This is a genomic window from Secundilactobacillus odoratitofui DSM 19909 = JCM 15043 (genome assembly GCF_001434895.1).
In the GTDB taxonomy this organism is placed as follows: Bacteria; Bacillota; Bacilli; order Lactobacillales; family Lactobacillaceae; genus Secundilactobacillus; species Secundilactobacillus odoratitofui.
The window spans coordinates 564,646-589,356 of record NZ_AZEE01000027.1; the positions used below are offsets into that span (position 1 = coordinate 564,646).

The window sequence follows — 24,711 nt, forward strand, 5'->3', positions numbered from 1 at the left end:
CAGCTAACCTATTCGACTGAATTTAACAATTACCATCAAAATATCTCGCGCGACTCAGCGGTCGTACGAGATATTTAACTGTTCCGGGACAAACCCGTATTATACGAACAGATTTCATAACATTTTCCGTATTTAAGCGATATCACCGGTTTTACTGCGATGAAACCAGAACAATTTCACGTCAACGCTTAAAAAAACACTAGTGAAGCTGTATAATGATTGGTAGACTCTTACTACTGATTACAAATGACGAAATGAGGAATGAATTCTTGGATAGTGGTCAGATAATTATCAATTTGATTGTCATATTAATCACTTTCTTCTTCGCGGCCTTCTTTGTGGCCTGCGAATTTGCCTTGGTCCAATCACGACCAAGTGCGATTGAGGAGGCCTTGGAAAAAGGTGAAGGCTCCAAAAATCGACTAAAGCGCTCTTTAAAAATGGTAACAAACCTAAACGAGTACCTTTCAACCACCCAAGTTGGTGTTTCGGTTGCCGGAATCATTTTAGGTTGGCTGGGTGAATCAACCCTGTCTGCCATTTTAATTGATTTACTCAACGTGACACATACTAATCCGGGTGGTGCGACCACCCATATCATTGGTGCCGTTTTTGGTGTGCTCTTTCTGACATACTTGGAAGTGGTTTTCACCGAAATCGTGCCTAAGAATATCTCAATTGATATGCCAATGCAGGTCATGCGCTACATTACAACGCCGCTACACTACTTCCACATCATGTTCTACCCGTTCGTGTGGTTGTTAAACATCTCTGCTAACGGTGTTGTCCGGTTGATGGGCTTACCTGTCGCCAATGAGAGCGATGAAGTTTTCTCTCAAGCTGAAATTTTAAACCTATCTCGTAATGCCGTTGAAGGCGGCGAGCTGGAAAAGAACGACTACGTTTACATGCAACGTGCCTTTGAATTAAACGACAAGGTTGCCAAAGATATCATGATCGACCGAACTGCGTTGATTGTGATCGATATTACAGCTAACGTTAAGGAAGCCATTAACATGTACCTGCAGGAGAAGTTCTCCCGCTTACCAGTTGTGGCCGATGGCGATAAGGATAAGATTTTGGGTTACGTCTATAACTACGACTTAATCCGACAGCAACAAGTCGATCCCACCATTCATATCGACAAGTTATTACGTAATATCTCGACCACGCCTGAATCGACGCCAATCACAGAAGTACTCCAACAGATGATTCGTAAACGGACGCCTATCGTGGTAGTGGTTGATGAATACGGTGGGACTTCTGGTATCATCACCGATAAAGATATTTACGAAGAACTCTTCGGTACCGTTCGCGACGAAATTGACGATGCCTCTAACGAAGATATCTTTAAGCAGCCAAATGGCACTTACCAAGTGAGTGGTAAGATGACCACCTATGATTTCGAACGTTACTTTGATACGGACATCAAGGAATTCGACACCAATGACGTGGTGACGTTGGCTGGCTCACTGTTGGACAACTATCCAAACCTGAAGCAAGGTAGTGTCATTAAGATTGAAAACTTTGACTTTAAAGTCGTCGATTACGAAAATTCATTTGTGAACTGGTTTGAAGTTACCGTTCATGAACCTGAACCAAAAACCGATGAAGACGATGATTAAACAAAAGCACTGGCGATAAACGCCAGTGCTTTTTCTATTCTAAGAATCTTGCTACTTTACACGATATACCGTGGTCTGCGTTGGTGATAACCAATTATCAGATACGTAGACACTTGTCCCAATTACACTCACAATAATCATAATCACAGACACCAAATATATCACCTTGTACAAACTATTATACTTATTGTTGCGCCACATAATATAGATGGGTAACACGATACCCACTGGTGGCACTATCCCTGACACAAACGCTAACACCAACAGGAAAAGGCCCTCATCACGATTTTGATATAATTTAGGCGATAATTTCACGCTGGTTGTCTTTCGTTGAGTCTTATTCGCCTGGGTCGTCGTGTCTTCAACTGACCCTTTTAAAAGACTATCCACCGTCACGCCGTAAAGATCACTAATATATACTAGATTATCGAGATCCGGATAACCATGATCATTCTCCCACTTTGAAAACGACTGTCTGGACACATGAATAATCGTTGCCGCCTCATTTTGCGAAAGACCGGCCTTTTCGCGAGCTGCTTTCAACCGTTTCCCTAAGGACCCTTGCATCAAACTCTCCTCCATCAAACAAATCTGAATTATCGTCGTCTAAAACAGGATACCATATCAAAAACCGCAAACATGAGAAATTCTCATATTTGCGGTTTTTGGTTGGGTGACTCATTTTCATTTGGCTGGTCTTCAATCAAACAAAAGTCGGTACAATCGACCTATTGCTTTGAAAGTTGTGCCTGAATCAGCTTGGCTAATTGTTTGATGCCAAATGAGAAGCTTGCTTCATCCGCATAGGCATACGACAACCGAATCTGATGGCTTGCACCGTGACCATAAACCGACCCTGGATTAAGTAAGATTCCCTGTTCAGCAGCGCTATCAAATAATCGCTGTACAGAGACGGTGTCCGGCAACGTCAGCCAAATGTAAAAGCCACCTGCTGGCGTAGTCCAGCTGGCTAGTGTGCCCAGTTCCTGGGTGAGCACCATCAACGCATGATCACGACGCCGTTTTAACTGCGTACGAAAGTGCATCAAATATTGATCATACGCTGGGTCGTTCAGTACCGAGGTCAACACAAGCTGTGATAACGAGCTGGCCCCATAGTCCGTTTGCATTTTAACATCTGCCAGCCGTTTGATAATTGGCTGCGGACCAACGATCCAGCCGATACGCATGCCCGGGGCCAGCGACTTAGAGATGGTCCCTAGGTATAAGACGTTACCCGCTTGATCCAAGGCCTTCAGCGGCTGTGGTGGTCGTTGTTCTAGCCATAAATCTTGATAGGCACTGTCTTCAATAATTGGTAGCTGGCGTTCCTGTGCGTACTTCATCAAATCGATGCGTCGTTGCTGGCTCATCACTTGTCCGGTCGGATTATCAAAAGTCGGGATGACGTAAAGTAGTCGTTGGTGTGTCGAAGGCGCGATATGCCAGTACTGCAAGCCTTCACCATCCGTTGGCAGGGACTTAAACTGAGCTTGCACCGACTGTAAGACCCGCAACGATTTCAAATAACTGACGGGTGTGGTGTACACCGTTGCCGCTTGTGCAAGTAGTGACACCGCAACTAACTGTAATGATTGCAGCGAGCCGGAGGTAATCAGGACGTTCTCAGCGGTTGTTTCGATTCCCCAGCTGGCTAATCGCTTGGCAAGCACCTGTCGTAATGGTAGGTAACCTTGAGGTGCCAAGTAATTCAGATTCGTCAGGTTGTCTGTGGCAGCCCGCATCGCGCGTTGCATCAGGGCCTTAGGAAAGAGGTCAGGGCCAATTTCACCCGTACTCAATCGGATTTTAGCCTGAGTTTCGATCTCATTAATGGTTTGAATGGTCCGCTGATTAGCCACGAATTCACCAGCATCAATGTAGTGTTGCCAGTCAACCGGGGTCTGATGCACCATCGTTGACCAACTATTACTGGCAACGCGAGTGCCACCGCCAAATGCCGTGGTTAAAACACCGTCGTCCAGTAAAACCGTCATTGCTTTACTGATCGTGCTCCGATTGAGACTGAGTTGGGTTGCTAATTGTCGTTGCGAAGGTAACTGGGCACCAATTGGCCAATCCCCTGCTTGAATATGCTGCACACAAATGTTGACGAGCTGCTGATACACTGGTGTTTTACTCGTTAAATCTGGTTGCCAATTTAGTTCAATCACCATATCGCCTACCTTCACTTTTATTAAAGGAGTTTTATCATGTTAAATTTATTCAAAGGGTTACTGTTCGGAATTGCGTACGTTGCGCCCATTGGGATGCAAAACCTCTACGTAATTAACACGGCGCTTGGTCAACCCAAGCGCCGCGCCTATTTGATCACCATGATCGTCATTTTGTTTGATATTTCGCTCTCACTGGCCTGCTTCTTTGGCGTCGGTCAGCTCTTAGCATCCGTCCCATTGTTAAAAATGCTACTGTGGCTTTGTGGTGGTAGCTTTGTAGCCGTTCTTGGGGTTCAACTCATGCGTTCATCCGCAACGCCACTTGACGTTGATGCGACACCAACCACGTTCCACTACCGTAAAGCAATCGCAGCCGCCTTCGCGATTGCCTGGCTAAATCCACAAGCTATTCTAGACGGCACGCTGCTGCTTGGCGCGTTTCGAGCTTCACTGCCAGGTGTCAAGGGCGACCTGTTCGTCAGCGGTGTCGCATTGTCATCATTCATTTGGTTCACTGGCCTCACCACGATTGTCAGCCTGTTAAAATCTCAGCTGAACGCAAAAGTCTTAACCTGGATCAATCGCATCTGTGGTGTCGTCATGTTAGGTTACGCCATCAAACTACTCAGTCAGTTTGCGCTAGCACTCTTCTAACTACAGACTACCATCTAGCCCATTGGCTGGGTTCAACACGAATTCCTGCAGCCGGTCACCAAACTGAATTACCGAATCATTCTTACCATTTCGTAACTGCCATAACAAGAACAGCATAACGTTGCTGGCGTACAGGTCACTCAAGTAATCAAGCGGCAACTGAATTTTATCTGGCAATTCAACTCGCTGGAAATAATCATACGCCGTTTCCCGTAAAATTTGTTTGAAATTACGTTCCAAATCGGCTGTTTCTGTATGAATATCAAACAGCTGTAACAAAATCTCACGATACTGGGTTAGGGCTAAAATTAAAACTTTAACGGTGTTCGAGCCAATCTCTGGTGTATGTATGCTAAACCGCTGATCAACAATGACTCGAAAGACATCGGTATACTCAGCCACTAATTTTTCCAGTAAGTCATATTTATCGTAATAGTGACTATAAAATGTCGACCGACCAATTCGTGCATGTTTACTAATGTCTTGTACTGTCATGGCCTTGAAGCCCTTTTCTTTCAGTAAGACAAAAAAGGCCTTCGTAATTTGCTCATTTGTCCTTCTGACGCGCAAATCTTGTTTCTCAGTCATGCTCTCTCACCTCTGCTATGTCTTTGTTGCTGAGCTTGATTATATCACTAATGCTATGATGTGTACTCACGCTGATGCCAACATTTTGATGAAATCTCGTCCATTAATTGACCTGCTAACGGTCAAAATCAAACGATATATATATCTATTCCATGACATCCAGTTTTCTAAAATCCTCAGATACTACAAAACGTTCATTTCGTTCGTTCCCCTAGATTGCGTTTAACGTGCTACAATAAATTGTAACACTATCCGTGCTTATATCGAACGTCTAGAATACAACATCTACCAATTTATCGTTTATCTGGAGGAGACATCATGGACTCAATTCGTATTTTATTTATTTCAATCGAAGGCAACACTCGTAGCTTTGTGGAGCATCTAACCCGATATGCTATGGCGCAACACATTAAAAACAAGGCACTGCCTGAAATCAAAGCCACCGAGATCTCAGAACAGACTGACTTTGCTGATGAAACCAGCCCCTATTTTTGCTTCGTCCCAACTTACCTCGATGGTGGTAATGGCATCGATACAGGTGTAAAAGAGCTGATGACTAATGTGATGGGTGAATACATTGACTACCACGATAACGCCAAGCAATTAATTGGCGTCGTCGGCAGTGGCAATAAGAACTTTAATGAACAATATTGTCTCACTGCTCGTCGTTATTGTGCCCAATTTGATGCACCCTTTATCGACGACTACGAGTTGCGTGGCGTACCTGCCGACGAGGCTCGCGTTTACAAAAAACTCGTCGAACGGGTCCAGTTTTTAGATTTATAGGAGGCACTTTTTTGACAAATGATATTTTAACGTTACTTGGACAACACCGTAGCGTCCGTCAATTTGATGGACAGCCACTCTCATCTTCTGAGGTTAATACCTTAGTTGACGCGGCTCAACATGCCGCAACCAGTACGTTTGCACAACAATATAGCATTATTAGCATCACAGACCCAGTAATCAAACATGAACTTGGCAACATCAGTGGTCATCATTGGCTAGAAAAGAGCGGTCACTACTTTATGATGGTCGCCGATCAACATCGAAACTTACAGATTGCAACGGCGGCCCACGCGAATACCGATATTCTGCACTCATTTGACAAGTTTTTGGCTGGTACTTTTGACGCCGCGATTGCCACTGAAGCCATTGTCACGGCTGGCGAAAGTTTAGGACTAGGGAGCACCATCATGGGTAGCATCCTAAACCACGCGCAATCAGTAATCGACTTACTCCACTTGCCGTCGCTGACTTTTCCATTATTGGGCATTGCTATTGGTCACCCGGCTGAAAACCCCGATTTAAAACCACGACTGCCACAACCCTTAATGCATTTTGATAATCAGTATGCGTTACCAACCGATTTTAACCAACAGCTTTCGGGCTATGATGCACGGGTTGCCGAATACTACCAACACCGTAACAGTCATCTCAAGCAGATTGACTTTAGTCAACATATGGTCCAAGAGCTTTCGCGTGATCCAAAGCTTCGGTCCGAGTTGATTCAGGTTATCTCACAGCAGGGATTTGATGTTTCAGCGCATGAAGTTTAGTTGAAGTTTGCTTGCTGTAAATCTTTTTTTATTATATGTACTCTTTTTATTTCAGTGCGGCCGGTTATAGTGTCCTTACGTTAAACCGCCGCTTTTTGTTGTGCAATAATTTTGGGGAGTTCATTGAAACTCTAGTTCATCCTGATCTGTTTTATGTGTTGTATATGCAAAGTGCTAAATATTGTAGAAATCGTGATTCACAAGTAGTACTATAAATTTGTATAGAGGGATAAGTTATTAGTTAATGGGATTAACTATTTTGGAGGAGGACTATCTCATGGGGAATAATACAGATAAGACAAAACGGGCCATCAATAAATTACAGCACGACGAGCAAAAAATCACGGTTCGCAAGAAGCTATATAAGGCCGGCAAGCTATGGGTGGTTGCCGGTATCGCCACCACTGCTTTTGGCGTTGCATCAATTAGTAATACGCTGAATGCCAGTGCGGATACAGCAGATACTGCGCTACCAACAACCACAGTTACAACACCAACGACTACCAGTACATCATCGACAACTGTAAAAATGGCCGATAAGACCTCAATCGCTGGTACTCAAAGCGCCAAATCGACTGACACGACTGAACCAACAGCTCAAAACACCACAGTTGCTACTGCGACCACAAGCAGTGTGAGTGCCGCAACTGATACTGCAAGTACCGATGCCAGCTCAACTCAACCAAGTTCGACGGTTAAGCAAACCGCTAAAGCTACTCAACCAACCATGAACGTTGAGACTACACCAGATACTACTCAGTCCGTTACTGCTGAACCATCAACCAAGGTTGCATCAGTTACCCAGACTGCTAAGGCAACTCAAAATTTAGGCACAGCTGATGAAACAACCATCGCTGCGGTTAAAAAAGCTGCAGCACAAACCTACCTTTCAACTGGTCAGGCGCAAAAGGTAACGCAGGTTGCTGCAACTGTGACTGGTACACTGGGCAGTACCACCTATGATTTGGATGATAACGGCTTATTGACTATCCATGCTGGGGTGTTAGATACACCCGTTCAACGACTAGCGGCCAAGGCTGCAATTAAGTCTATTTATGTCGAAGAAGGCGTTAAGGTTGATGTTACTGGTAACGACTATGCAGGCATGTTCGGCCAATTAGCGAATGTGGTCTCCATTGATGCGCATAATCTTGATGTAAGCAGTGTTAATGGGTTCGGGGGCTGGTTTACTAACGATGTGGACCTTACTAGTTTAAACATTAGTGGTTGGAATACGAGTTCAGCCAAAATTTTTAGCAATATGTTTTATAACACTCAGTCTCTAAAAACACTTGATGTGAGTGGACTAGATACATCGAACGCAACCGCTATGAGTAACATGTTTGCTAAATCTGGCTTAGCCACGCTGGATATTTCAAACTTCAACATGCAAAATGTGGCAGCAGATACGGATCGAGCCAACATGCTTGGCAATATGACGAGCTTGTCTGAACTGACATTGGGCCCCGGTGTCAATATGAGTGGTACGAATCTACCAGATGCACCGGCTGCTGGGACAGCGGTCGCCAATGATGGCATTACGAACGTCACAGTTGCTGCACTTTGGCAGGCTGTTGGTGCAGGAACTGCGAGCGCACCGGAGGGTACACGACTTACTGCAGCCGATTTAATTGCACTGTACAACGGTACTACCGCTGCCGGCGTTGCTACTTACGTATGGGCTCAGGACCTTTCGAATAGCGTGAACCTAGTCGATGCTTCAACAGGCGTAAAAGTAACCGAAAGCACTGTTAGCGGAGAACTTGGCGACACCATTGACTTTACCACTGAATTGCCAACTGGTTACCACTACGCAACGGGCGATGAACTTGGCAGCTATACACAACCAGTGGCACCGGTTATTGGTGCATCCGGAACAACCTTCACGGTATACGTGGTTGCTGACCCCGTGATTAACATTAGCTACGTCGATGCCACTGACGGGACGGTGCTTACCGCTAAGACAAGTGGTGCACTGAACTCAACCAGCGACTATACCACTACCGCCGACTTGGCAACTCTTGCAGCCAAGGGGTATACCTACGTTAGCGATAACTTACCAAAGTCACTGACTTTCGATGCTGAAACGGCAAACTATACCGTCAATGTGAAGCATACACTGACAACGGTTAGTGGTAAAGATGCGACGACACAAACGCAAAAACGAGTAGCGACAATTATTATTAATGCAAGTACAATTGGTACGACACTGACGAGTGACCAAATTCGGCCAACCGGTCCGATTACGCAAGATTTAACGTTCTATCGAGATGCTGTCATTGATGAAGCGTTGAAAGCACAAGGTGCGCCAGCATCTGAGTATACCAGTTATGGTGACTGGAAAACTGATGACGTAATGGTACCTGTAGTAACTGCTCAAGTAACGGGGTATTACGCCGCAGCCAAAGTGATTAATCTTGATACCCTTTGGGACGATAGCCATACAATTCTCCAATTAGTCACTTCGGTATTAAACCAAGCTGGTGGTGATTTTAGTTACACCATCAGCTATACGTACACCATTTTATCTTACCCAGTTGCCGTACAATATGTTGACCAAACCACGGGGGAAGTGGTCGGGCAAACTGAAAAGTTAACCGGTGAGTATCAAGCACAGCTTGCTTACCCTGTAATTGCGCCAACGGGATACGTTGTTGTACCCGGACAAGATGGCATTGTGAACAATAAGATGATCTTAACGTATGGGCCAGATCTCAAGACAATTAGCATCTACGTCACACCAGCAATTACCAATCAGTACGCAACGGTCAGCTACAAAGATGTCACTGGAAAAACAATTGCAATCGAGTTATTAAATGGTGACTCTAACACGGCCATTCAGTTTGATACAGCCGATTACGTCGCTAAGTCCTTACCCAACTACACTGTTGTGACTGACGAAACTACTTCAGGCGCCATTTACGATGATCTAACAGATACCGTTCAGAACTTTAATGTGACGGTAGCAGCTCCAGAAATCTCAACCTTGGTGACACCGACAGATACCACTGGTCAGCCAATTCCAGGAAATAGTGCCACTAAAGTGACAGGGCAACCGGGAGATGACATTACCAACCTTCCCCAAATTACTGGCTATGTACTGGTTCCAGGACAGACGCCACGAATTTCACAGGTCGATGGCGCTGTGACAACAGTGTATTATATTAAAGATGCGCCGCGTGTAACCACTAAAACCATTACTAAAACCGTCCATTATTATGATATGGATATGAATGAACTGGCCCCTGATTTTACAGATACAGCAGTGATCACTCAGTCAATTGATGCTGCGACTGGTGAGGCGACCTATACAACAACCGATGATATTTTGGCTGGCAATCCTAACCCAGCAATAAAGGGCTACACCGTCTACATTGAATGGGAAGATGCTACGACAGATCAAAAAGTCACATTTGATAGTAAGGATATTGATACGTACACGGCATACTTGAAAGATGCGCCAACCAAAACCACCAAGACCATTACTAAGACCGTTCACTATGTCGATGCAGATGGCAATCAACTTGCGCCAGACTTTACGGACACGGCGGTGATTACAAAGTCAGTGGATGCGGCGACAGATCAAGCAACGTTTAGTTCAAAGGATGATCAATTAGCTGGTCAAGCTAATCCGACATTTAAAGGATATACTGTGATTCAAAATGACCCTGAGGCTGCTGCAACTCAAACAGCAACGTTTGATGCTAATGACGTTGCGTACACGATCGTATACGCGAAAGATGAAGCGAAAACGACCACCAAGACAATTACAAAGACCGTTCACTACGTTGATGAAGCGGGCAATCAAGTGGCGCCTGACTTTACAGATACCGTAACGATCACTGAGTCAACTGATCCAGTTACTGGAGCTGTGAGTTACTCGCCAGAATTTGCAACACTTGGCTTTCAAGTTACACCTACTATCACAGGTTACACAGTAGTCAATGCCCCAGCAGAAGTCAGTGTAACCCAAACTGTCAGTTATGATACAGCAAGTCAAACGTACACGGTTACCTATAAAAAAGATGCATCCGACACTACAACGACGCCAAGTGGAAACGATGGGGGAACAATAACGCCTAATGACGTAACCACTCCAAGTAGTGATAACGATACGCCAACTAATGTGACGCCGGTAACACCAACCCCAACCAGTGAGACCACAGTGACGACACCAGAGACCGACGAAAATCAAACAACGGTGCCAGATGGTAAAACTAATACTCCGGATGATAAGTCTAGTAATACAGTAATAGCCGATAAGTCCGCCAGTGGGACCACACAGATAGCATCAGTCACTGTAGCTAACGATACCGTCAATCAGACTAATCAAAGTAACAGTCCAAAAGTGACTCAATTACCACAAACCAGTGAACAAAGCAGTGTGCCAATGGTGGTAATTGGAATGGCATTGTTAGCCGAAATGGGTGTCTTGAGTTACGGATTCAAAAAACAGCACGGTGAATAATAGTACGGCATTTCAATTTACCAAGTAAGGCTTTAACGTTATAGAATAAATAAGTCGCCAACAGATTGTCTGCATGATCAGGCAATCTGCTGGCGGCTTATTTTTATAAGACTCACTATTTTATTTAGTTTAATCAGACAACACCAAGCAGAGACTTGGTTCTGCACCTTATCTCGCCCGATTTCTTCCCAACACCAGTCCCATTGTAATGAGCATTGCCAGTGTCACTGTCAGAAACAGCGCGCGATAGCTGAAGTAGTCGATCATCAGACCACCAAATAGCGGTCCCACCGCTCTTCCCAGTGAGATAGCCACGTTGTACATCCCTTGGTACTTCCCCTTACGACCATTTGCGGCTAAACCGTCGATCCATGCTGGTAGACCTGGGAAGCCGATCATTTCACCAACGGTTAGAATCACCATAATGATGACAAAAGCACTGTATTGACTCGCAAAAATCAGTAAGAAGAACGAAATAGCAAAAATCGTCACACCGAGACCAATTTGAGTTGATAATTTTCGACTAGCAAACAGACGGTTCATCACTGGCTGCCCGAAGACAATCAAGAAGCCATTTAACGTCCACAACAGGCTGTAGTCTTTAAACGCGATGTGTAAATTCGTCATATGAACTGACAGTACACTCTCCCAAAGCGAATAACTTGCGTAGATGGTAAAAACCATCAAGCAGATCAACCAGATGACCTGCAAATTCACCTTTGGCACTGCACCGCCATTTTTTCGTTCGCTATGTTGTTGATTAATATCAACTTTAAATTCAGTTACCATCAAAACAAACAACAAAATATAGCAGAACGTTGTCACTGTAAAGACTACGGTGACCCCGAAATCCATTAAGTAACCCACAAGCAGCGTCCCAATCACGACACCAACATTGAGGCCAATATACATCAAGTTAAAGACCTGCCGCGTTGATTTGTGCGTAATGGTAGCTGCAAATGAATTACCGACCGTTAAACTAATCCCATCACCAAAACCAACGATAAAGAGCAAGATTGCAAATATTGGCCAATCATGGTACCAGATTAACGTGATCATTGCCGCTAATGACAGGCCGGCACCCAAAATTCCCGTTTTATAAGGTGACCAGCGATCAAATAAAATACCACCAACGTAATTACCAACCATCATCAATAACGACATAATCAGTAACACGATTCCTGCCGTAGTCAATGACTCGCCCAGTTGCTTGTTCATATAAACCGTCGTTAGCGGCCACATGAAGGCCGCTCCTGCGTTCAACATTAGTGTTGCAATAAAGAGTGATGGTAACCGAATTCGTTGCTTGGTTGCAATCATCTTTGTGAGTCTCAACTTTCTACCACCGCGTTAAAGTCACCCGTCAAAACTAGTTTGCCATGCACCTTACCAGAGCTCACAGCGGCATGAGCTTCGGTCAAACTAGCTGCGTTGATTCCCGCCGTCATAGTTTGTGTGAGTGTTGACGTCAACACGCCCTGGTCAAGTAACCGTGCAACCAACTGTAAAATCTTACCTTGAGTATTAACGTGATAAACGGCGTCTGATTTAGCAAACATGTACTCCCAATCAAAGCTAGCCGCCTTATTTTTAATCTTGTAAAGGGGTAGAGCTGCTGGGCTACCCACAATTGAACCAATGTGACCGAATGGTGCGACCAGTTCTGCTGCCAAATCAAAATAGGCCTCAGGTGCATATAAAATAGCCACTGCATCAACTGATTGATACCCAAGGTCATGAATCTGTGCTAATAAGTCATCATGATAATCTAACGGATAATCAACTTGATTTTGTTTCAACCAGTCAAAGTTTTTGGGGCTACTAGTGGCCAGTACGGTAATGCCTGCCCAGTGTGCTAGCTGTGCCATGATTGAGCCGACACCACCCGCACCATTAATAATGAGTAGCGTCTTTTTTTGATTTTGGTTCGCCTTACCAACAAATTGTAATTTTTCAAACAGCAGTTCATAAGCCGTTAACGTCGTCAAAGGCATCGCCGCTGTTTGTGCATCAGTTAGTGTCCGTGGCGCTAAACTTGCCAGCCGTTCGTCAACTAACTGATATTGCGCATTCGCACCTGGCACTTGCGTTGAACCAGCGTAGTAAACCCGGTCGCCAACTTTAAATTTGGTGACCTCTTTACCAGTTTCTACCACCGTGCCAACCGCGTCATAGCCTAGAATCTTAGGTGCGGTTTGAGCAGTAACGCCCTCTTTTAATTTCGTATCAACTGGATTGACCGAAACCGAACTCACTTGTACCAAAATTTGATTTGAACTGGCACTTGGTTTAGTCACTACCAAATCGACTAACTGTTGATCTTCAGTTGCGCCGATTGCTTTCATAGTTGTCATGATGCTCGCCTCCAATTTTGTCTCTTAAGCACATTGTAACAGAGGTTAGAGCGTACGCAAGTTGTGAGAGACGACGCGATCAAAAAGCTCAAAATAAAAAAGCCGTCACCACTTGGCAACGGTTTTAAGAATTGAGGCTAAATTAAGCTAATTTAAACGTGTAATAAGCAGCGGGTGCCTTACCAACGGAAGTCTTAATCTTCTGGTTCTTGCTGTTAACTAAGACGAACTTGTTCTTAGCTGTAAAGCGCATGTAGAAGGTCGACTTCTTGCCGTCCTTGGCCTTAACGTTGATCTTCCAGAAAGTTGTGGTCTTTGGTGTAACGCTGTAAGTGGCGTTCTTCAAGACGTGGGCAGTCTTCTTACCTTTGATCACGTATTCATTCAAGCCAGTCTTTTGGCTGAAGACAAACTTCATTTTGTAACCCTTTGAGCTGGTTGAGTTCCAAGTCCCAGTTGGTGTGCTAACTTTAAAGCTTGCGCTGGTTGACTTTTTGCTTGATGAACTGCTCTTAGTTGTTTTTGACGTTGTCGTCTTCTTAGTTGAAGTGGTCGTAGTCTTCTTTTGAACCGTAATGATACGGTAGAAGTAACGACCAGTCTTGGTGTTCTTGGCGTAAACGTAAAGCTTCGTACCAGCCTTTTGCTTAGCTGGCAGCTTAACGCTGTATGCACCAGTGGTCTTTGATGCCGTGGCACTAGCTAAGGCCTTCTTCTTAGAAGACTCCACGATCACCTTAACACCCTTGGTTGCCTTACCGGTAACCTTAGTTGTCGTCGTGTAAATCTTGTTAACTGATAAGCTTGGGCTACCAGCTGCAACGGTTGTGCTTGCTGATGCTTTGGTTTGGTTCACAACACCAAGCCCCATCAGGCTAAATGCTGCAATCAAGCTGGCTGTTAATACGGCCAATTTTTTCATATGAGTGTCTCTCCTTCTATATCATCCATGGTCTTACCCACGGATCTTATTCGCAACATCGAGTATAACGCACTATCCGGTGACGGACAAAGTAAATAAGCCAAGTTTTATGACTTTTTAATGATTGCCGGATTGCTCTGATGGTCGATGGTTAACGACTGTTTGCCGCCTCAGGGTCGCGCAATAAAAATGAGCTAACTAATTGAAACAACTAGTTAACTCACGTTTTTACATTCAGTTAGGTTCGTAAAATCAATCGGTACTCACGGCCGTTAGCCATAAACGGCTCCGACATCATTTGATCAGGTTGAAAATATACTTCAATTTTTTGATACACTTTTCGATCCGCGTCAACCAGTTCCAAATGCACACCATACTGATTGGTCCGAAAGGGGCTCTTCGTCACGCGGTACTTAATTCCCGTGCCATCGCGGTAACGCTGACTGATCATCTTATCCAGTTTTCGTAAGGGAATATCAATCAGTTCCACGATTCAGGCCACCTATCTCAAAAATAATGACTATCCGACGTGTCGCCGTTTTTGCCTAAGCTGTGCTAGATCAAGAATCATATCAACGACAGCTTCTGGTGTTAACTCATCGGTATCAATTTCAACATCACTCACACCATGATACCGCGAATCCCGTTCAGATTTAAGTCCAACTAACCCGTCGAAGCCAAGTTCCTTAACTAATGGCCGTTGGTTGTCACCTGCTAGCCTAACCATAATCGTTTCTGGTTTAACGTTCAGTAAAATCACCGGGACATCGCTTTCACGTAACAACTCATAATTAGCGGGTTGAATGGGTGTGCCACCGCCAGTAGAGAGGATGCCTTGTGTATGTTGCAGTGCATCAGCTAAAACATCGTGTTCCATCTGTCGAAAGGCTAACTCACCATCCTCGTCAAAAATGCGTTGAATGCTTTTGCCTGCCCGCTCAACAATCACGTTGTCGAGGTCACGGTGTGTGGTCCGTAACCGTTTTGCTAATAACTGGCCAACCGTTGTTTTTCCGCTGCCCATGAAGCCAACTAAAATTGCTTTCATTGTAAATCCCCCTTGGACTCTAATCGTTGGCGCGTTGTCTGCGCCCGGTCAAAAAATTGATAAATTGCGTCTTGATCTTGTGTCTTAATGGCTTGTTTAATCTGCTCTAACTGCTCAATGTATGTATCAAGTTGCGTACTGATTGCGTCTGCATTACTCATCATAATTGCGGTCCACATAGTTGGATCCGCGCCTGCGATTCTTGTCGTACTCTTAAAACCACCCGCGGCGGCATTAAGGCCAACTGGATCGTGTGCTAATTGGTGGGCCGCCGTATTAACTAGGTTAGCAGCTAACACGTGTGGGACATGACTGATTTCACTCACCAACTGATCATGCGCCTCTGCTGTAACTGTAACCCATGATAATTGGGCTGCCTGCAAGAGATGTTCAAACCGCTCAACTTGTGTCGCGGTCTGTGACCCGTTGACTAGAAAATATGTGGCGCCATTAAATAAATTCTGACGACCTGCACGCCCACCCGATTCGTGTGAACCGGCCATCGGGTGACCGCCCATAAAGGCGATGCCACGGTGTTGCAACGTCTTAGATGCTTGCATAACCTGTGTCTTAGTACTCCCAACATCCGTCACCAACACGTCTGGTTTCAAGGTCACCTGCGTTAATTGCTGCAACTGGTTCACGATGACTGAGACAGGACCAGCCAGGATAATTAAATCAGCACGCTTGGCTGCATTTACCAGTGTGCCACGTTCATCAATTACCTGCTGATCCAGCAAAAACTGACTGGTATCATCGTTAGGGTCGTCACCAATAATTGTGATTGGTTCATCACTTTGCCGCATCACCCGTGCCAATGAACTGCCAATTAATCCTAATCCGCTAATCAGTACCGTTGTCACATCACATCACCTCGTTAAAGTAGTTTGTCTAAATCATCAAAGAAGGCCGGATATGAAATACCAACACTTTCAGCACCGGTCAACGTTACTGGTGTATCCACCAACAACGCCGCGATTCCAAGTACCATCCCAATCCGGTGGTCATCATGCGCATCTAGATTCGGATCAGTAACCCGCCAAGGCTTGCGACCATCGATAACGAAACCGTCTGGTAGTTCCTCAATGGCAATCCCAAGTTTTTTAAACTCGGTCACAATAGCACTGATGCGATCCGTCTCTTTCACCCGTAATTCTTCAGCACCGGTGATTCTGCTAACACCATTAGCCTTAGCTGCAAGTAACGCCACTAGCGGCAATTCATCAATCACAGCTGGAATATCGTCTTTGCCAATTTCAATTGGTTTCAAGTCAGCTGATTGAACGGTTAAGTCCCCAATCGGTTCACCGTTAGTTGGCTCAGTGCTAATCGTGACTTTACCGCCCATTCGCCGCAAAATGTCTAGTAAACCAGTCCGAGTTTTATTTAACCCAACGTCTTTCAGCGTAATAGTCGACCCTGGTACTAAGCTAGCTGCCGTAATGAAAAATGCCGCTGAGGACATATCTCCGGGCACCGTCATGGTTTGTCCGAATAAATGCGGTTGTGGTTGAACCGTAATCGTAACGCCGTCCGCTGCAGTGTTAATTTGACCGCCAAACGCCGTTAACATCCGCTCTGTGTGATCACGCGTTGGTAATAGCTCTGTTAACGTACTTGGTTCAGTTGCCTGTAACGCCGCTAAAATCATGGCACTCTTCACTTGTGCGCTGGCCACTTTCAATTGGTAATGTGTCGCACGTAATCGCCGGCCCTTGATTGTAACGGGTAAATGCCCATCAGTTGTTTCAATCGTGGCGCCCATTCGAGCTAGTGGTTCACTCACCCGACGCATCGGCCGCTTTGAAAGGGATTGATCGCCTATCAGAGTAGTATCGAAGTTCTGGCCGGCAAGTAAGCCCATAATGAGTCGCGTTGTTGTGCCAGAATTTCCCATATCAAGCGGTTGTCCGCTAGCGTGTAAGCCGTGTAGCCCAACACCTTGAATCGTGACGTTGGTCCCAACTCGTTCAATTGGAACACCCAGTTGCTGAAACGCCGCTAGCGTTGATAAACAGTCAGCTGAAGTTAAGAAGTGACTAAGTTTAGTTGTGCCTTCACTGATGGCCCCCAGCATGATGCCACGGTGTGAGATGCTTTTATCGCCAGGAACGACAAGCGTACCGTGCAAGCCTCCCGTTGGTTTTCCTTTAAGTGTCTTCATCTGGTGCGCCTCCATCCATTTGTAGTTTAGTAGTGCTTTAATTCTTCTCGGTAATCCTTCAGTTGAGCCTTTAAACGTTCCATATTACTAGCATCAAAGGTATCCATAATTGCCTTGGCTAATTCAATCGCCACCAGACTTTCAATGACGATCGAAGCTGGTACGATGGCTGTGGTATCTGAACGTTCAACGCTGGCCTTCTTCACTTCTTTGGTCTGAACATCAACGCTTTGAAGTGGCTTATACAACGTTGGAATTGGTTTCATGGCCGCTTTGACAATAATTGGCATCCCGTTAGTCATCCCACCTTCAAAGCCACCTAAGTGATCTGACTGCCGGGTAAATCCTTCACCTTCATGCCAATCGATCTCATCCATGACTTGGCTACCAAAACTAGTTGCGGCTTTGAACCCATCACCAATTTCGACACCCTTCATGGCGTTCATACCCATGACTGCACCGGCAAGTTTGGCATCTAACTTGGTATCCCAACTGATGTAGCTGCCTAAACCAGCAGGTACGTTCGTAGCAACCACTCGGATAATACCGCCAAGGGTATCGCCGTCCTTTTTAGTCTGATCGATCAAAGTATGGATTTCATCAACTTTCTCAGGTTCAACAATACGCAAATCATTATTGGTAATAACTTCGTTAATCTTTTGAACGTCTAATGGTGCCTTTGAATCTGCATTAACGGCCCCAATTTGTTGAACATAACCGACTAATTCAATATCAAGTTGTTGCAAAAACTGTTTCGCAATTGCCCCGATTGCCACTCTCATCGCCGTTTCTCTGGCACTCGAACGTTCCAAAACATTGCGCAAGTCACGGTGATTATATTTCATACCACCAACCAAATCAGCGTGTCCTGGTCTTGGTCGCTCAACTGTTCGCAGTGAATTCTCAGCCGTTTCCTCCGCTACTGGGTCCATGATTTTACCCCAGTGAGCGTGGTCTCGATTATTCACGACTAACGCGATTGGTGACCCCATCGTCTTCTTGTGACGAACGCCACCAACGATCGTCACTTGGTCGTGTTCAATTTGTTGGCGACTGCCACGACCATAACCGCCTTGCCGGGCAGCTAACTGTGCGTTGATGGCATCGATATCGAGCGTTAATCCGGCTGGTAGGCCTTCAATAATCCCCGTTAATTGTGGTCCGTGTGACTCACCTGCTGTTAAGTAGTTCATCGTTTGTCTTCCTCTCTTATTTAGCTTGCCTAATGATCGTCTTTTTTAAGTTGTGCTTGATAAGCACGCGAATTTTTCATGATGGTTTTAAAGATATCTTGCATATAAGCTCGCGTAGCCGGATTAGGGTCTGATTGTGCGACCCGGTCCAGAACTTGATCTTCTCGTCCCTGATCCATAACCGGTATATGAGCAGTCTGCTTAGCTTGATTAACTTGAATCACGGCCTCAAAACGTTGCGTCAACAGGTCAACAAGTTGTTCATCGATTTGATTAATTTGTTGGCGGGCAGCTGCTAATTGATTGGGTTGCCACGCGCCTTTTTCTGTTTCATCTTGTGATACCATCATGTTGGTCACTCCTTAGGTTTTAGGTACGAAAAAAGCCAGCTAGACAAATCTAGCTGGCTTGAGTCGACTTCTATCGAATCAATGGGTAGCACAGCTAGAACTTCACGTCTAGCTGGCCATGACAAGTAACGGCTCTGCTTTAGACGCGAACGCGATGTTTCGGCGTCCGCATCATTACTGCGGACGCTAACTAAAGTAATAGCCGTACCAATACGCATTAACTTGGGTTAACTGAGTCGTCATGGTCATTGATCCTTTCTCGTTAAATGTTGTAATCATTAAAACATATTAATTTTAATCCGTCAACGTTTAATTCATTTTTAATGTTTTGAATTTAATAAAGACAGTTTTTAACTAGTGTCACACTAACGCCACTTGATATTACTTCAGCCAGTAGCCGTTATTAATTCGATCCAATAATGTCACCATCTGGCGGGTTTCTTCAACGTCATGGACTCGAATGATTTTACCGCCCTTTTGAATCATGGCGACTTCACTCACCAAGGTCATTGGCAAGCGCTCATCCTTCTTTAAACCAAGTAACGTTCCCATATAACCTTTACGTGACACAGCCACCATCATCGGGCGGTTAAGGTCGTTAAACTGATCAACGTTATTCATAATCACATAATCTTGATCATCGTTGTTAACCTTGCTGTCAGCGTAACCAAGACCTTGATCAATTGCGATTCGTTCAAAATCAATTCCAGCATCGACCAACATTTGAATATTTTGCTCGAAAAACGAATGCGATTCAGCAGTCATCACGCCAAAATCAAACTGCCGGCCGTTCAACATCGTCAATAAGCCAACGTTAGACTGTGCCATCAGTGTTAGTTTGGCCGGATCATCCGCAAAACTATTCACATCGTTAATAATCGCAACACCAGCGTCAATGGCTTCGCTCATGACGGGAGCTTTATAGGTATCAATCGCTAAAACAGCCTCTGGAAAACGACTCGTAATGGCCTTGATATACGGAATTGTCCGTTCAATTTCTAACTCTGGCGTAATTTCAGTATAACCGGGTCGGGTCGTTTGACCATTGACTTCGATAACATCGGCCCCCGCTGTTAACATTTGCTCAACGTGAGCAAGGACTGCATCCATGGTTGTATACCGACCACCGTCATAAAACGAGTCGGGCGTAATGTTCATAATACCGTAAATCATCTCAGTATCACGTAGCTTAAATTGATGATCGCCAGCTTGCCAGTTTAAAGAATGGGTCTTTAAAATTTGATTGAATACCTGCTGTTCCTGATCAGTCGAGTCAAACCAAGCTTGACAATGGGTACTCAGTAACTTGACGGCCGGAATTGTCAACAGGGCGGTCACCGTCTCGCCTTCGTTCATCACGACGGCATCAAGCTGGTTCAACCGAAACAGTAACGCCTCTTGCTGCTTAGTCGTTAATTGTTCAAATTGAAGAATCATTAACCGCTGGCGTTGTGCCAGTTGATATAGGGCGTGACTTTGTAAATCAGGGGCAAATTCAAATTGGGTTGTCACTTCAGTTACTTGCATGTCAGTCTATTCTCCCTTCAATTGCTGCGCAAGTTGGTGCGCGGCGCGGCCACGATGTGTCAATGGCAAACGTTGTTCATCAGGCAGCTGCGCTAACGTCGATTGCTGATGATCTAATTGAAATAATTTGTCAAAACCGGTCGAATAGTCACCGCGGCTTGTTTGGGCAATCTGACCAGTTACCCGACCGGTCACAACAATTGCCGGTTGATTGGGCTGCACCGCCGCCAGCGTACTGACCATCGTAGCACGACGGTCGGCTTGACCTGCCATTGCCAACAAAATCGTCTGGTTGTCACTGTGAGCAACATCTTGGTGTAGCTCCCGTTTAGTGGTCACACCAAGGTGCGTACCCAACGCCGGAATCTCGATACCACTATCATCTGCAATGACCCCACATGACGTTATTTTGGCTAAAAACTGAGCCTTCGTCAAAGCATTAGTCTCGTAACTTGTTGTGGTTTCGCTGGGAAAGGTAACTGGACTAAGCACGTTGGTATACGGTTGCGCCTGAATCCCATAAAACGCTAGGCATTTGATGAGATCGGCTGTTTTAAAGGCATTATTTGACGCAATTAACCAATCTGTCATCGTTCGGCCTCCATCATCTCGGCGAGTTCACGGGCGACGTAAAAAGAACCTGCAACCATGATCATACCATCTGCTGGTAGATCTGCTTTTGCCTGCGTCACAGCGGCTGCCATACTGTTCATCGTCATCACTGTCGTTTGTGGTGATAGTGCTTGAATTTGTTGGGTGAGCTGCTGCGCTGGGAGTGCTCTCGCTGGATTAGCCGGCGTCACCGTCAAGACTTGATTTGCCAGTGGTAATAGCATCGTCAGCATTTCAGACACCGCTTTATCGGCCAAAAAACCAACGATCCAAGTAACCGGACGCCCTTGTCTGAATGCGCCTAAGCTAGCAGTTAGGGCCGCCATACCATCCGGATTATGCGCCACATCAACTATTGTGAGCGGTGTTTGCGCCACAACGGCAAACCGATCTGGTAGTGACACTTGCGTTAACCCAGTCAGTACTGCTGAATCCGTCAGACTAACGTGTTGATGACGTAGAACCGAAACCGCAGTCAGTACCAACGCTAAGTTTTGCGCTTGAAAATCACCACTGAGTTTGAGCGTCACGCTTGGCCAATCGAACGCTGCGCTGTGAACGCTGACTGTCATCTGCCCCGGTTGTCGCGACAAAATGGTTGTCTCAACCACCGGCGCAACAAACTTCACACCCTGCTTTGTCGCTTCCGATTGGAGCACCGTCATTGCCGCCGGCGCTTGATCGTGCAATGTCACGACCGTCGTTCCCGGTTTTGTAATTTTAGCCTTCTGCGTTGCGATTTTAGTTAGCGTGTCGCCCAAAATTTGCATATGATCCATGGCAATTTTAGTAAAAATCGTGAGTTGCGGTGCACTAATAGCGTTGGTCGCATCCGTTAAGCCACCCAGACCGGCCTCTAAAATCACATAGTCCGCTCGCTGGTTTTGATACCAAATCAGACTAATTAAAAACTGCCACTCAAAAATCGAAATATCTGTCGACGCTAGTCCCAATCGCTTAACCACCGGCAGAATTTCAGCATAACTATCTAAAAATTCAGCCTCACTGATCCATTGGTGATTAAATTGAATCTGCTCTCGATCATTTAAAATGGCCGGACTATTAAAACGACCCACTTGATAACCTTGTTGTTCTAAAATTGCGCTAAGCATGGCGCCAGTGGACCCTTTGCCGTTCGTTCCCGCAATATGAATAACGTGGTAGCCTTGATCAGGATGACCAAGAGCGGCCACAATCTTTTTCAATAAAGGCACGCGGTTGGTATCCCCAACTAAGCGTGCCTGGTTAAACTGTTCAATGAGCTGTTGATATAATTGATGAACTGCTTGTTGATTCACATTAATCACCCGTTAATTCGTTGTAAAAATTCGCGTTTTAGATCTTGATCAGTTTTAAAACTACCCGTGTAGTAACTCGTTTCAGTCAGACTACCCGTTTTTTCAACGCCCCGCATCTCCATACACATGTGCCGTGCTGAAATTGAGACGGCAATTCCCTTGGGATCCAAGATTCGAGTCAGTTCCTTGGCAATGTTAACCGTCAGTCGTTCTTGGACGTTAGGTCGCTTCGCACAGTAGTTCACCAAGCGTGGAATTTTGCTCAATCCCATCACCCGTTTTTGATCCGGAATATAGGCGACGTGAACCTGACCGAAGAATGGTAACAAATGATGTTCACACATTGAATAGAAGGGAATGTCTTTGATCAGTACCATTTCCGTCGTTTCATCAACCGGAAACAGTTTGTAGTTATCAAAAGCTGGTGCGTTCACAGAAGAGAACACTTCACCATACATCCGTGCTACCCGGGCCGGTGTTTCAATTAACCCTTCTCGTTTTGGGTCTTCACCCACGGCCTCCAAAATCATTTTAACGGCCTGTTCAATTTTTTGTTGATTTGCTTCATTTATCATTGTCTATCAAGACCCCTTCTACTTTTCTGATCCAACTGGTATCTTGTTTGGTTTTTAAGGCAGCTTCGACTAGCTTTAACACACCGTCATCATCACCAGCAATTTCTTGAACCGGTAACAAAACAAAATTACGTGCCTGAGCCCGTGGGTGTGGGACGGTTAAGGTCGGCGTCTCGATACGTTGTGTTCCCCAGTACACGATGTCTAAATCAATCGTCCGTGGTCCCCAGTGTTCGAGCCGCTGCCGGTGTCCTAGCTGTTCTGCACGATGTAACACGTCTAACAGCGCCGTTGGCGTCAGTGAAGTGGTTAATGACACCGCAATATTATAGAAATTAGCCTGATTTAAATTGCCCCAGGGCTGCGTTTCATAAACCGACGACACGCGAACAATTTGAACATCAGCTCGTTGTCTTAAATACGCAACAGCCTGATTAAGGTTTTCGAGTCGATCCCCGATGTTAGAACCAATGCTTAAATAAACTCGATCACTCACGCTGCTCACCTGCCACTTCAATCTCCACATCATCGAAGATTCCGGGCATCGGCACACTGTATTTACGAATTTTGAGTGTAATGCTCGTCGCCATTGGAAAATTAGCTAACAACGTCTTTAATAACTCGTTGGCTAACGACTCAATTAACTTATAAGAATGTGTATGTACAAACTGATCGATCGTCTTATTCACATCTGCGTAACTAATCGTCTCGTCCAAATCATCGTGTTGTACCCGCGCTTCAATTGGATAGTTCAACGCCACATCGATGGCAAGTTGTTGACCATTTTTCCGTTCTTCTGGAAATACCCCATTAAATGTATGAAACTTTAAATTATGAATTCGAATAACGCCCATGGTGGCATTCCTCCCCAAAAAGTCGATTGGACTTAAATTTGTTCTATTTTAACATCGTTTACAGACTCATGGTTAATCATACCAAAATAGTCACTAGAATATTAACCTGAAACCCATGAAATTTGGTAAACTAGGTTTAATGTAGATTGGAAGGGATGACAGCGTTGAATAATCGAGATTTCAAATACCCAGATACGGCTGCTTATAAGAGTGTCATTGATTATTTTGAATCAAAAAATATCAAGGTTGAAGACATTGCCGCTATTACATACGACATGCAACGTCAATACGTGCCTGAATTGAAAAAGGAAGAAGCCGTTGAAGCGGTGATCGACGTCTTACACAAGCGCGAAGTCATGAACAACGCAATGGTCGGCATTGCGTTGGATCAAATCGCCACTAAACACGGGTTACCAGAGCCACTACAAAGCATCGTTGAAAACGATGCTGGTGTTTTTGGCGTTGATGAACTGCTAGCCGAAGGGGGCATTTCCGGGATTTATGGTAAAATTGCGACCACTAATTTCGGTTACCTTGACCGTGAAAAACACGGTATTTTAAAGAATCTAGACACCGTTAAGGGTGAAGGGGTTAATACCTTCTTAGATGATATTATTGCCGCAGTGGCAGCCGCTGCTGGATCTAAAATTGCGCATAAGTACGCTTAAATTTTATTAACGAACACCAAAAAGGACGTCAGACATTGCCTCAATGAGGAATACCTGGCGCCCTTTATTATTAAT

General features: G+C 45.1%; 24 protein-coding genes. 6 read left to right on the forward strand and 18 right to left on the reverse strand.

Features of this window, described 5'->3' with window-relative positions:
• Positions 1-254: 254 nt before the first annotated feature.
• On the forward strand, positions 255-1,625 hold the full coding sequence (locus tag FD04_RS04875; protein ID WP_056947507.1) for a hemolysin family protein: 1,371 nt from the start codon (positions 255-257) through the stop codon (positions 1,623-1,625).
• 51 nt (positions 1,626-1,676) lie between these two features.
• On the opposite strand, the gene FD04_RS04880 is transcribed toward FD04_RS04875, so the two are convergent.
• The gene (locus tag FD04_RS04880; RefSeq protein ID WP_054698925.1) at positions 1,677-2,192 is read right to left on the reverse strand and encodes a helix-turn-helix domain-containing protein; all 516 of its coding nucleotides are present in this window, start codon (positions 2,190-2,192) and stop codon (positions 1,677-1,679) included.
• Positions 2,193-2,353: 161 nt separating this feature from the next.
• Complete coding sequence (locus tag FD04_RS04885) at positions 2,354-3,802, reverse strand: aminotransferase-like domain-containing protein (protein ID WP_235805647.1); 1,449 nt, start codon at positions 3,800-3,802, stop codon at positions 2,354-2,356.
• A 36-nt stretch (positions 3,803-3,838) separates the two neighbouring features.
• Here FD04_RS04885 and FD04_RS04890 point away from each other — a divergent pair, with 36 nt between their 5' ends.
• Positions 3,839-4,456, forward strand: a complete 618-nt coding sequence (locus FD04_RS04890) for a LysE/ArgO family amino acid transporter (protein WP_054698923.1) — start codon at positions 3,839-3,841, stop codon at positions 4,454-4,456.
• Here the strand turns inward: FD04_RS04890 and FD04_RS04895 are convergent, their stop codons facing one another.
• Positions 4,457-5,044, reverse strand: coding sequence for a TetR/AcrR family transcriptional regulator (locus FD04_RS04895; RefSeq protein ID WP_056947438.1), 588 nt, complete (start codon positions 5,042-5,044; stop codon positions 4,457-4,459).
• Positions 5,045-5,362: 318 nt separating this feature from the next.
• Between FD04_RS04895 and nrdI the strand changes: the two genes are divergently transcribed.
• From nrdI to FD04_RS04910, 3 genes are all read left to right on the forward strand, one after another.
• Entirely contained in the window at positions 5,363-5,830 is a 468-nt protein-coding gene (gene nrdI, locus FD04_RS04900) for a class Ib ribonucleoside-diphosphate reductase assembly flavoprotein NrdI (protein ID WP_056947440.1), read from the forward strand.
• 11 nt (positions 5,831-5,841) lie between these two features.
• The gene (locus tag FD04_RS04905; RefSeq protein WP_054698917.1) at positions 5,842-6,603 is read left to right on the forward strand and encodes a nitroreductase family protein; all 762 of its coding nucleotides are present in this window, start codon (positions 5,842-5,844) and stop codon (positions 6,601-6,603) included.
• Positions 6,604-6,880: 277 nt separating this feature from the next.
• Positions 6,881-11,071: a mucin-binding protein gene (locus FD04_RS04910; protein ID WP_056947442.1), complete on the forward strand. Its 4,191-nt coding sequence runs from the start codon at positions 6,881-6,883 to the stop codon at positions 11,069-11,071.
• 168 nt (positions 11,072-11,239) lie between these two features.
• Here the strand turns inward: FD04_RS04910 and FD04_RS04915 are convergent, their stop codons facing one another.
• The 15 genes from FD04_RS04915 to folB form a co-directional block, all read right to left on the reverse strand.
• Positions 11,240-12,391, reverse strand: a complete 1,152-nt coding sequence (locus FD04_RS04915; protein WP_056947511.1) for an MDR family MFS transporter — start codon at positions 12,389-12,391, stop codon at positions 11,240-11,242.
• 11 nt (positions 12,392-12,402) lie between these two features.
• Positions 12,403-13,425, reverse strand: coding sequence for a zinc-binding alcohol dehydrogenase family protein (locus FD04_RS04920; RefSeq protein ID WP_056947444.1), 1,023 nt, complete (start codon positions 13,423-13,425; stop codon positions 12,403-12,405).
• Between the two features lie 142 nt (positions 13,426-13,567).
• Positions 13,568-14,347: an Ig-like domain-containing protein gene (locus FD04_RS04925; protein ID WP_056947446.1), complete on the reverse strand. Its 780-nt coding sequence runs from the start codon at positions 14,345-14,347 to the stop codon at positions 13,568-13,570.
• A 238-nt stretch (positions 14,348-14,585) separates the two neighbouring features.
• Positions 14,586-14,837, reverse strand: a complete 252-nt coding sequence (locus FD04_RS04930) for a hypothetical protein (protein WP_056947448.1) — start codon at positions 14,835-14,837, stop codon at positions 14,586-14,588.
• A 30-nt stretch (positions 14,838-14,867) separates the two neighbouring features.
• Entirely contained in the window at positions 14,868-15,395 is a 528-nt protein-coding gene (locus tag FD04_RS04935; protein WP_054698904.1) for a shikimate kinase, read from the reverse strand.
• Complete coding sequence (locus FD04_RS04940; protein ID WP_056947450.1) at positions 15,392-16,258, reverse strand: prephenate dehydrogenase; 867 nt, start codon at positions 16,256-16,258, stop codon at positions 15,392-15,394. The genes FD04_RS04935 and FD04_RS04940 overlap by 4 nt, the downstream gene beginning before the upstream one ends.
• Before the next feature lie 14 nt (positions 16,259-16,272).
• Positions 16,273-17,559 (reverse strand): 3-phosphoshikimate 1-carboxyvinyltransferase, encoded by a 1,287-nt coding sequence (gene aroA / locus FD04_RS04945; protein ID WP_056947452.1) that lies wholly within the window; start codon positions 17,557-17,559, stop codon positions 16,273-16,275.
• 26 nt (positions 17,560-17,585) lie between these two features.
• A complete protein-coding gene (gene aroC / locus FD04_RS04950; protein ID WP_056947454.1) occupies positions 17,586-18,752 on the reverse strand; it encodes a chorismate synthase in 1,167 nt (388 codons plus the stop codon).
• 29 nt (positions 18,753-18,781) lie between these two features.
• The gene (locus FD04_RS04955; RefSeq protein WP_056947456.1) at positions 18,782-19,102 is read right to left on the reverse strand and encodes a chorismate mutase; all 321 of its coding nucleotides are present in this window, start codon (positions 19,100-19,102) and stop codon (positions 18,782-18,784) included.
• 381 nt (positions 19,103-19,483) lie between these two features.
• Positions 19,484-20,629 (reverse strand): dihydropteroate synthase, encoded by a 1,146-nt coding sequence (folP, locus tag FD04_RS04960; RefSeq protein WP_056947458.1) that lies wholly within the window; start codon positions 20,627-20,629, stop codon positions 19,484-19,486.
• Positions 20,630-20,635: 6 nt separating this feature from the next.
• Complete coding sequence (locus FD04_RS04965; RefSeq protein WP_054698900.1) at positions 20,636-21,220, reverse strand: non-canonical purine NTP pyrophosphatase; 585 nt, start codon at positions 21,218-21,220, stop codon at positions 20,636-20,638.
• Positions 21,217-22,539 (reverse strand): bifunctional folylpolyglutamate synthase/dihydrofolate synthase, encoded by a 1,323-nt coding sequence (locus FD04_RS04970; RefSeq protein ID WP_056947460.1) that lies wholly within the window; start codon positions 22,537-22,539, stop codon positions 21,217-21,219. The genes FD04_RS04965 and FD04_RS04970 overlap by 4 nt, the downstream gene beginning before the upstream one ends.
• 5 nt (positions 22,540-22,544) lie before the next feature.
• Positions 22,545-23,114 carry a GTP cyclohydrolase I FolE gene (gene folE / locus FD04_RS04975; RefSeq protein WP_056947462.1) on the reverse strand — a complete coding sequence of 190 codons (570 nt, stop codon included), beginning with the start codon at positions 23,112-23,114 and terminating at the stop codon, positions 22,545-22,547.
• On the reverse strand, positions 23,104-23,610 hold the full coding sequence (gene folK / locus FD04_RS04980) for a 2-amino-4-hydroxy-6-hydroxymethyldihydropteridine diphosphokinase (protein ID WP_156660398.1): 507 nt from the start codon (positions 23,608-23,610) through the stop codon (positions 23,104-23,106). The genes folE and folK overlap by 11 nt, the downstream gene beginning before the upstream one ends.
• Positions 23,603-23,968: a dihydroneopterin aldolase gene (gene folB, locus FD04_RS04985; RefSeq protein WP_056947464.1), complete on the reverse strand. Its 366-nt coding sequence runs from the start codon at positions 23,966-23,968 to the stop codon at positions 23,603-23,605. The genes folK and folB overlap by 8 nt, the downstream gene beginning before the upstream one ends.
• Before the next feature lie 164 nt (positions 23,969-24,132).
• Between folB and FD04_RS04990 the strand changes: the two genes are divergently transcribed.
• On the forward strand, positions 24,133-24,636 hold the full coding sequence (locus FD04_RS04990; protein WP_054698898.1) for a phosphatidylglycerophosphatase A family protein: 504 nt from the start codon (positions 24,133-24,135) through the stop codon (positions 24,634-24,636).
• Positions 24,637-24,711 lie beyond the last annotated feature (75 nt).

Coding starts and splice junctions, on each gene's coding strand:
- aroC (WP_056947454.1), bottom strand. CDS start 18,752: ATGAACTACTTAACAGCAGGTGAGTCACACGGACCACAATTAACGGGG.
- FD04_RS04885 (WP_235805647.1), bottom strand. CDS start 3,802: ATGGTGATTGAACTAAATTGGCAACCAGATTTAACGAGTAAAACACCA.
- folB (WP_056947464.1), bottom strand. CDS start 23,968: ATGGGCGTTATTCGAATTCATAATTTAAAGTTTCATACATTTAATGGG.
- FD04_RS04965 (WP_054698900.1), bottom strand. CDS start 21,220: ATGACAGATTGGTTAATTGCGTCAAATAATGCCTTTAAAACAGCCGAT.
- nrdI (WP_056947440.1), top strand. CDS start 5,363: ATGGACTCAATTCGTATTTTATTTATTTCAATCGAAGGCAACACTCGT.
- folE (WP_056947462.1), bottom strand. CDS start 23,114: ATGATAAATGAAGCAAATCAACAAAAAATTGAACAGGCCGTTAAAATG.
- folP (WP_056947458.1), bottom strand. CDS start 20,629: ATGCAAGTAACTGAAGTGACAACCCAATTTGAATTTGCCCCTGATTTA.
- FD04_RS04955 (WP_056947456.1), bottom strand. CDS start 19,102: ATGATGGTATCACAAGATGAAACAGAAAAAGGCGCGTGGCAACCCAAT.
- FD04_RS04935 (WP_054698904.1), bottom strand. CDS start 15,395: ATGAAAGCAATTTTAGTTGGCTTCATGGGCAGCGGAAAAACAACGGTT.
- FD04_RS04920 (WP_056947444.1), bottom strand. CDS start 13,425: ATGACAACTATGAAAGCAATCGGCGCAACTGAAGATCAACAGTTAGTC.
- FD04_RS04875 (WP_056947507.1), top strand. CDS start 255: ATGAGGAATGAATTCTTGGATAGTGGTCAGATAATTATCAATTTGATT.
- FD04_RS04880 (WP_054698925.1), bottom strand. CDS start 2,192: ATGCAAGGGTCCTTAGGGAAACGGTTGAAAGCAGCTCGCGAAAAGGCC.
- FD04_RS04925 (WP_056947446.1), bottom strand. CDS start 14,347: ATGAAAAAATTGGCCGTATTAACAGCCAGCTTGATTGCAGCATTTAGC.
- aroA (WP_056947452.1), bottom strand. CDS start 17,559: ATGAAGACACTTAAAGGAAAACCAACGGGAGGCTTGCACGGTACGCTT.
- FD04_RS04910 (WP_056947442.1), top strand. CDS start 6,881: ATGGGGAATAATACAGATAAGACAAAACGGGCCATCAATAAATTACAG.
- FD04_RS04915 (WP_056947511.1), bottom strand. CDS start 12,391: ATGATTGCAACCAAGCAACGAATTCGGTTACCATCACTCTTTATTGCA.
- FD04_RS04890 (WP_054698923.1), top strand. CDS start 3,839: ATGTTAAATTTATTCAAAGGGTTACTGTTCGGAATTGCGTACGTTGCG.
- FD04_RS04895 (WP_056947438.1), bottom strand. CDS start 5,044: ATGACTGAGAAACAAGATTTGCGCGTCAGAAGGACAAATGAGCAAATT.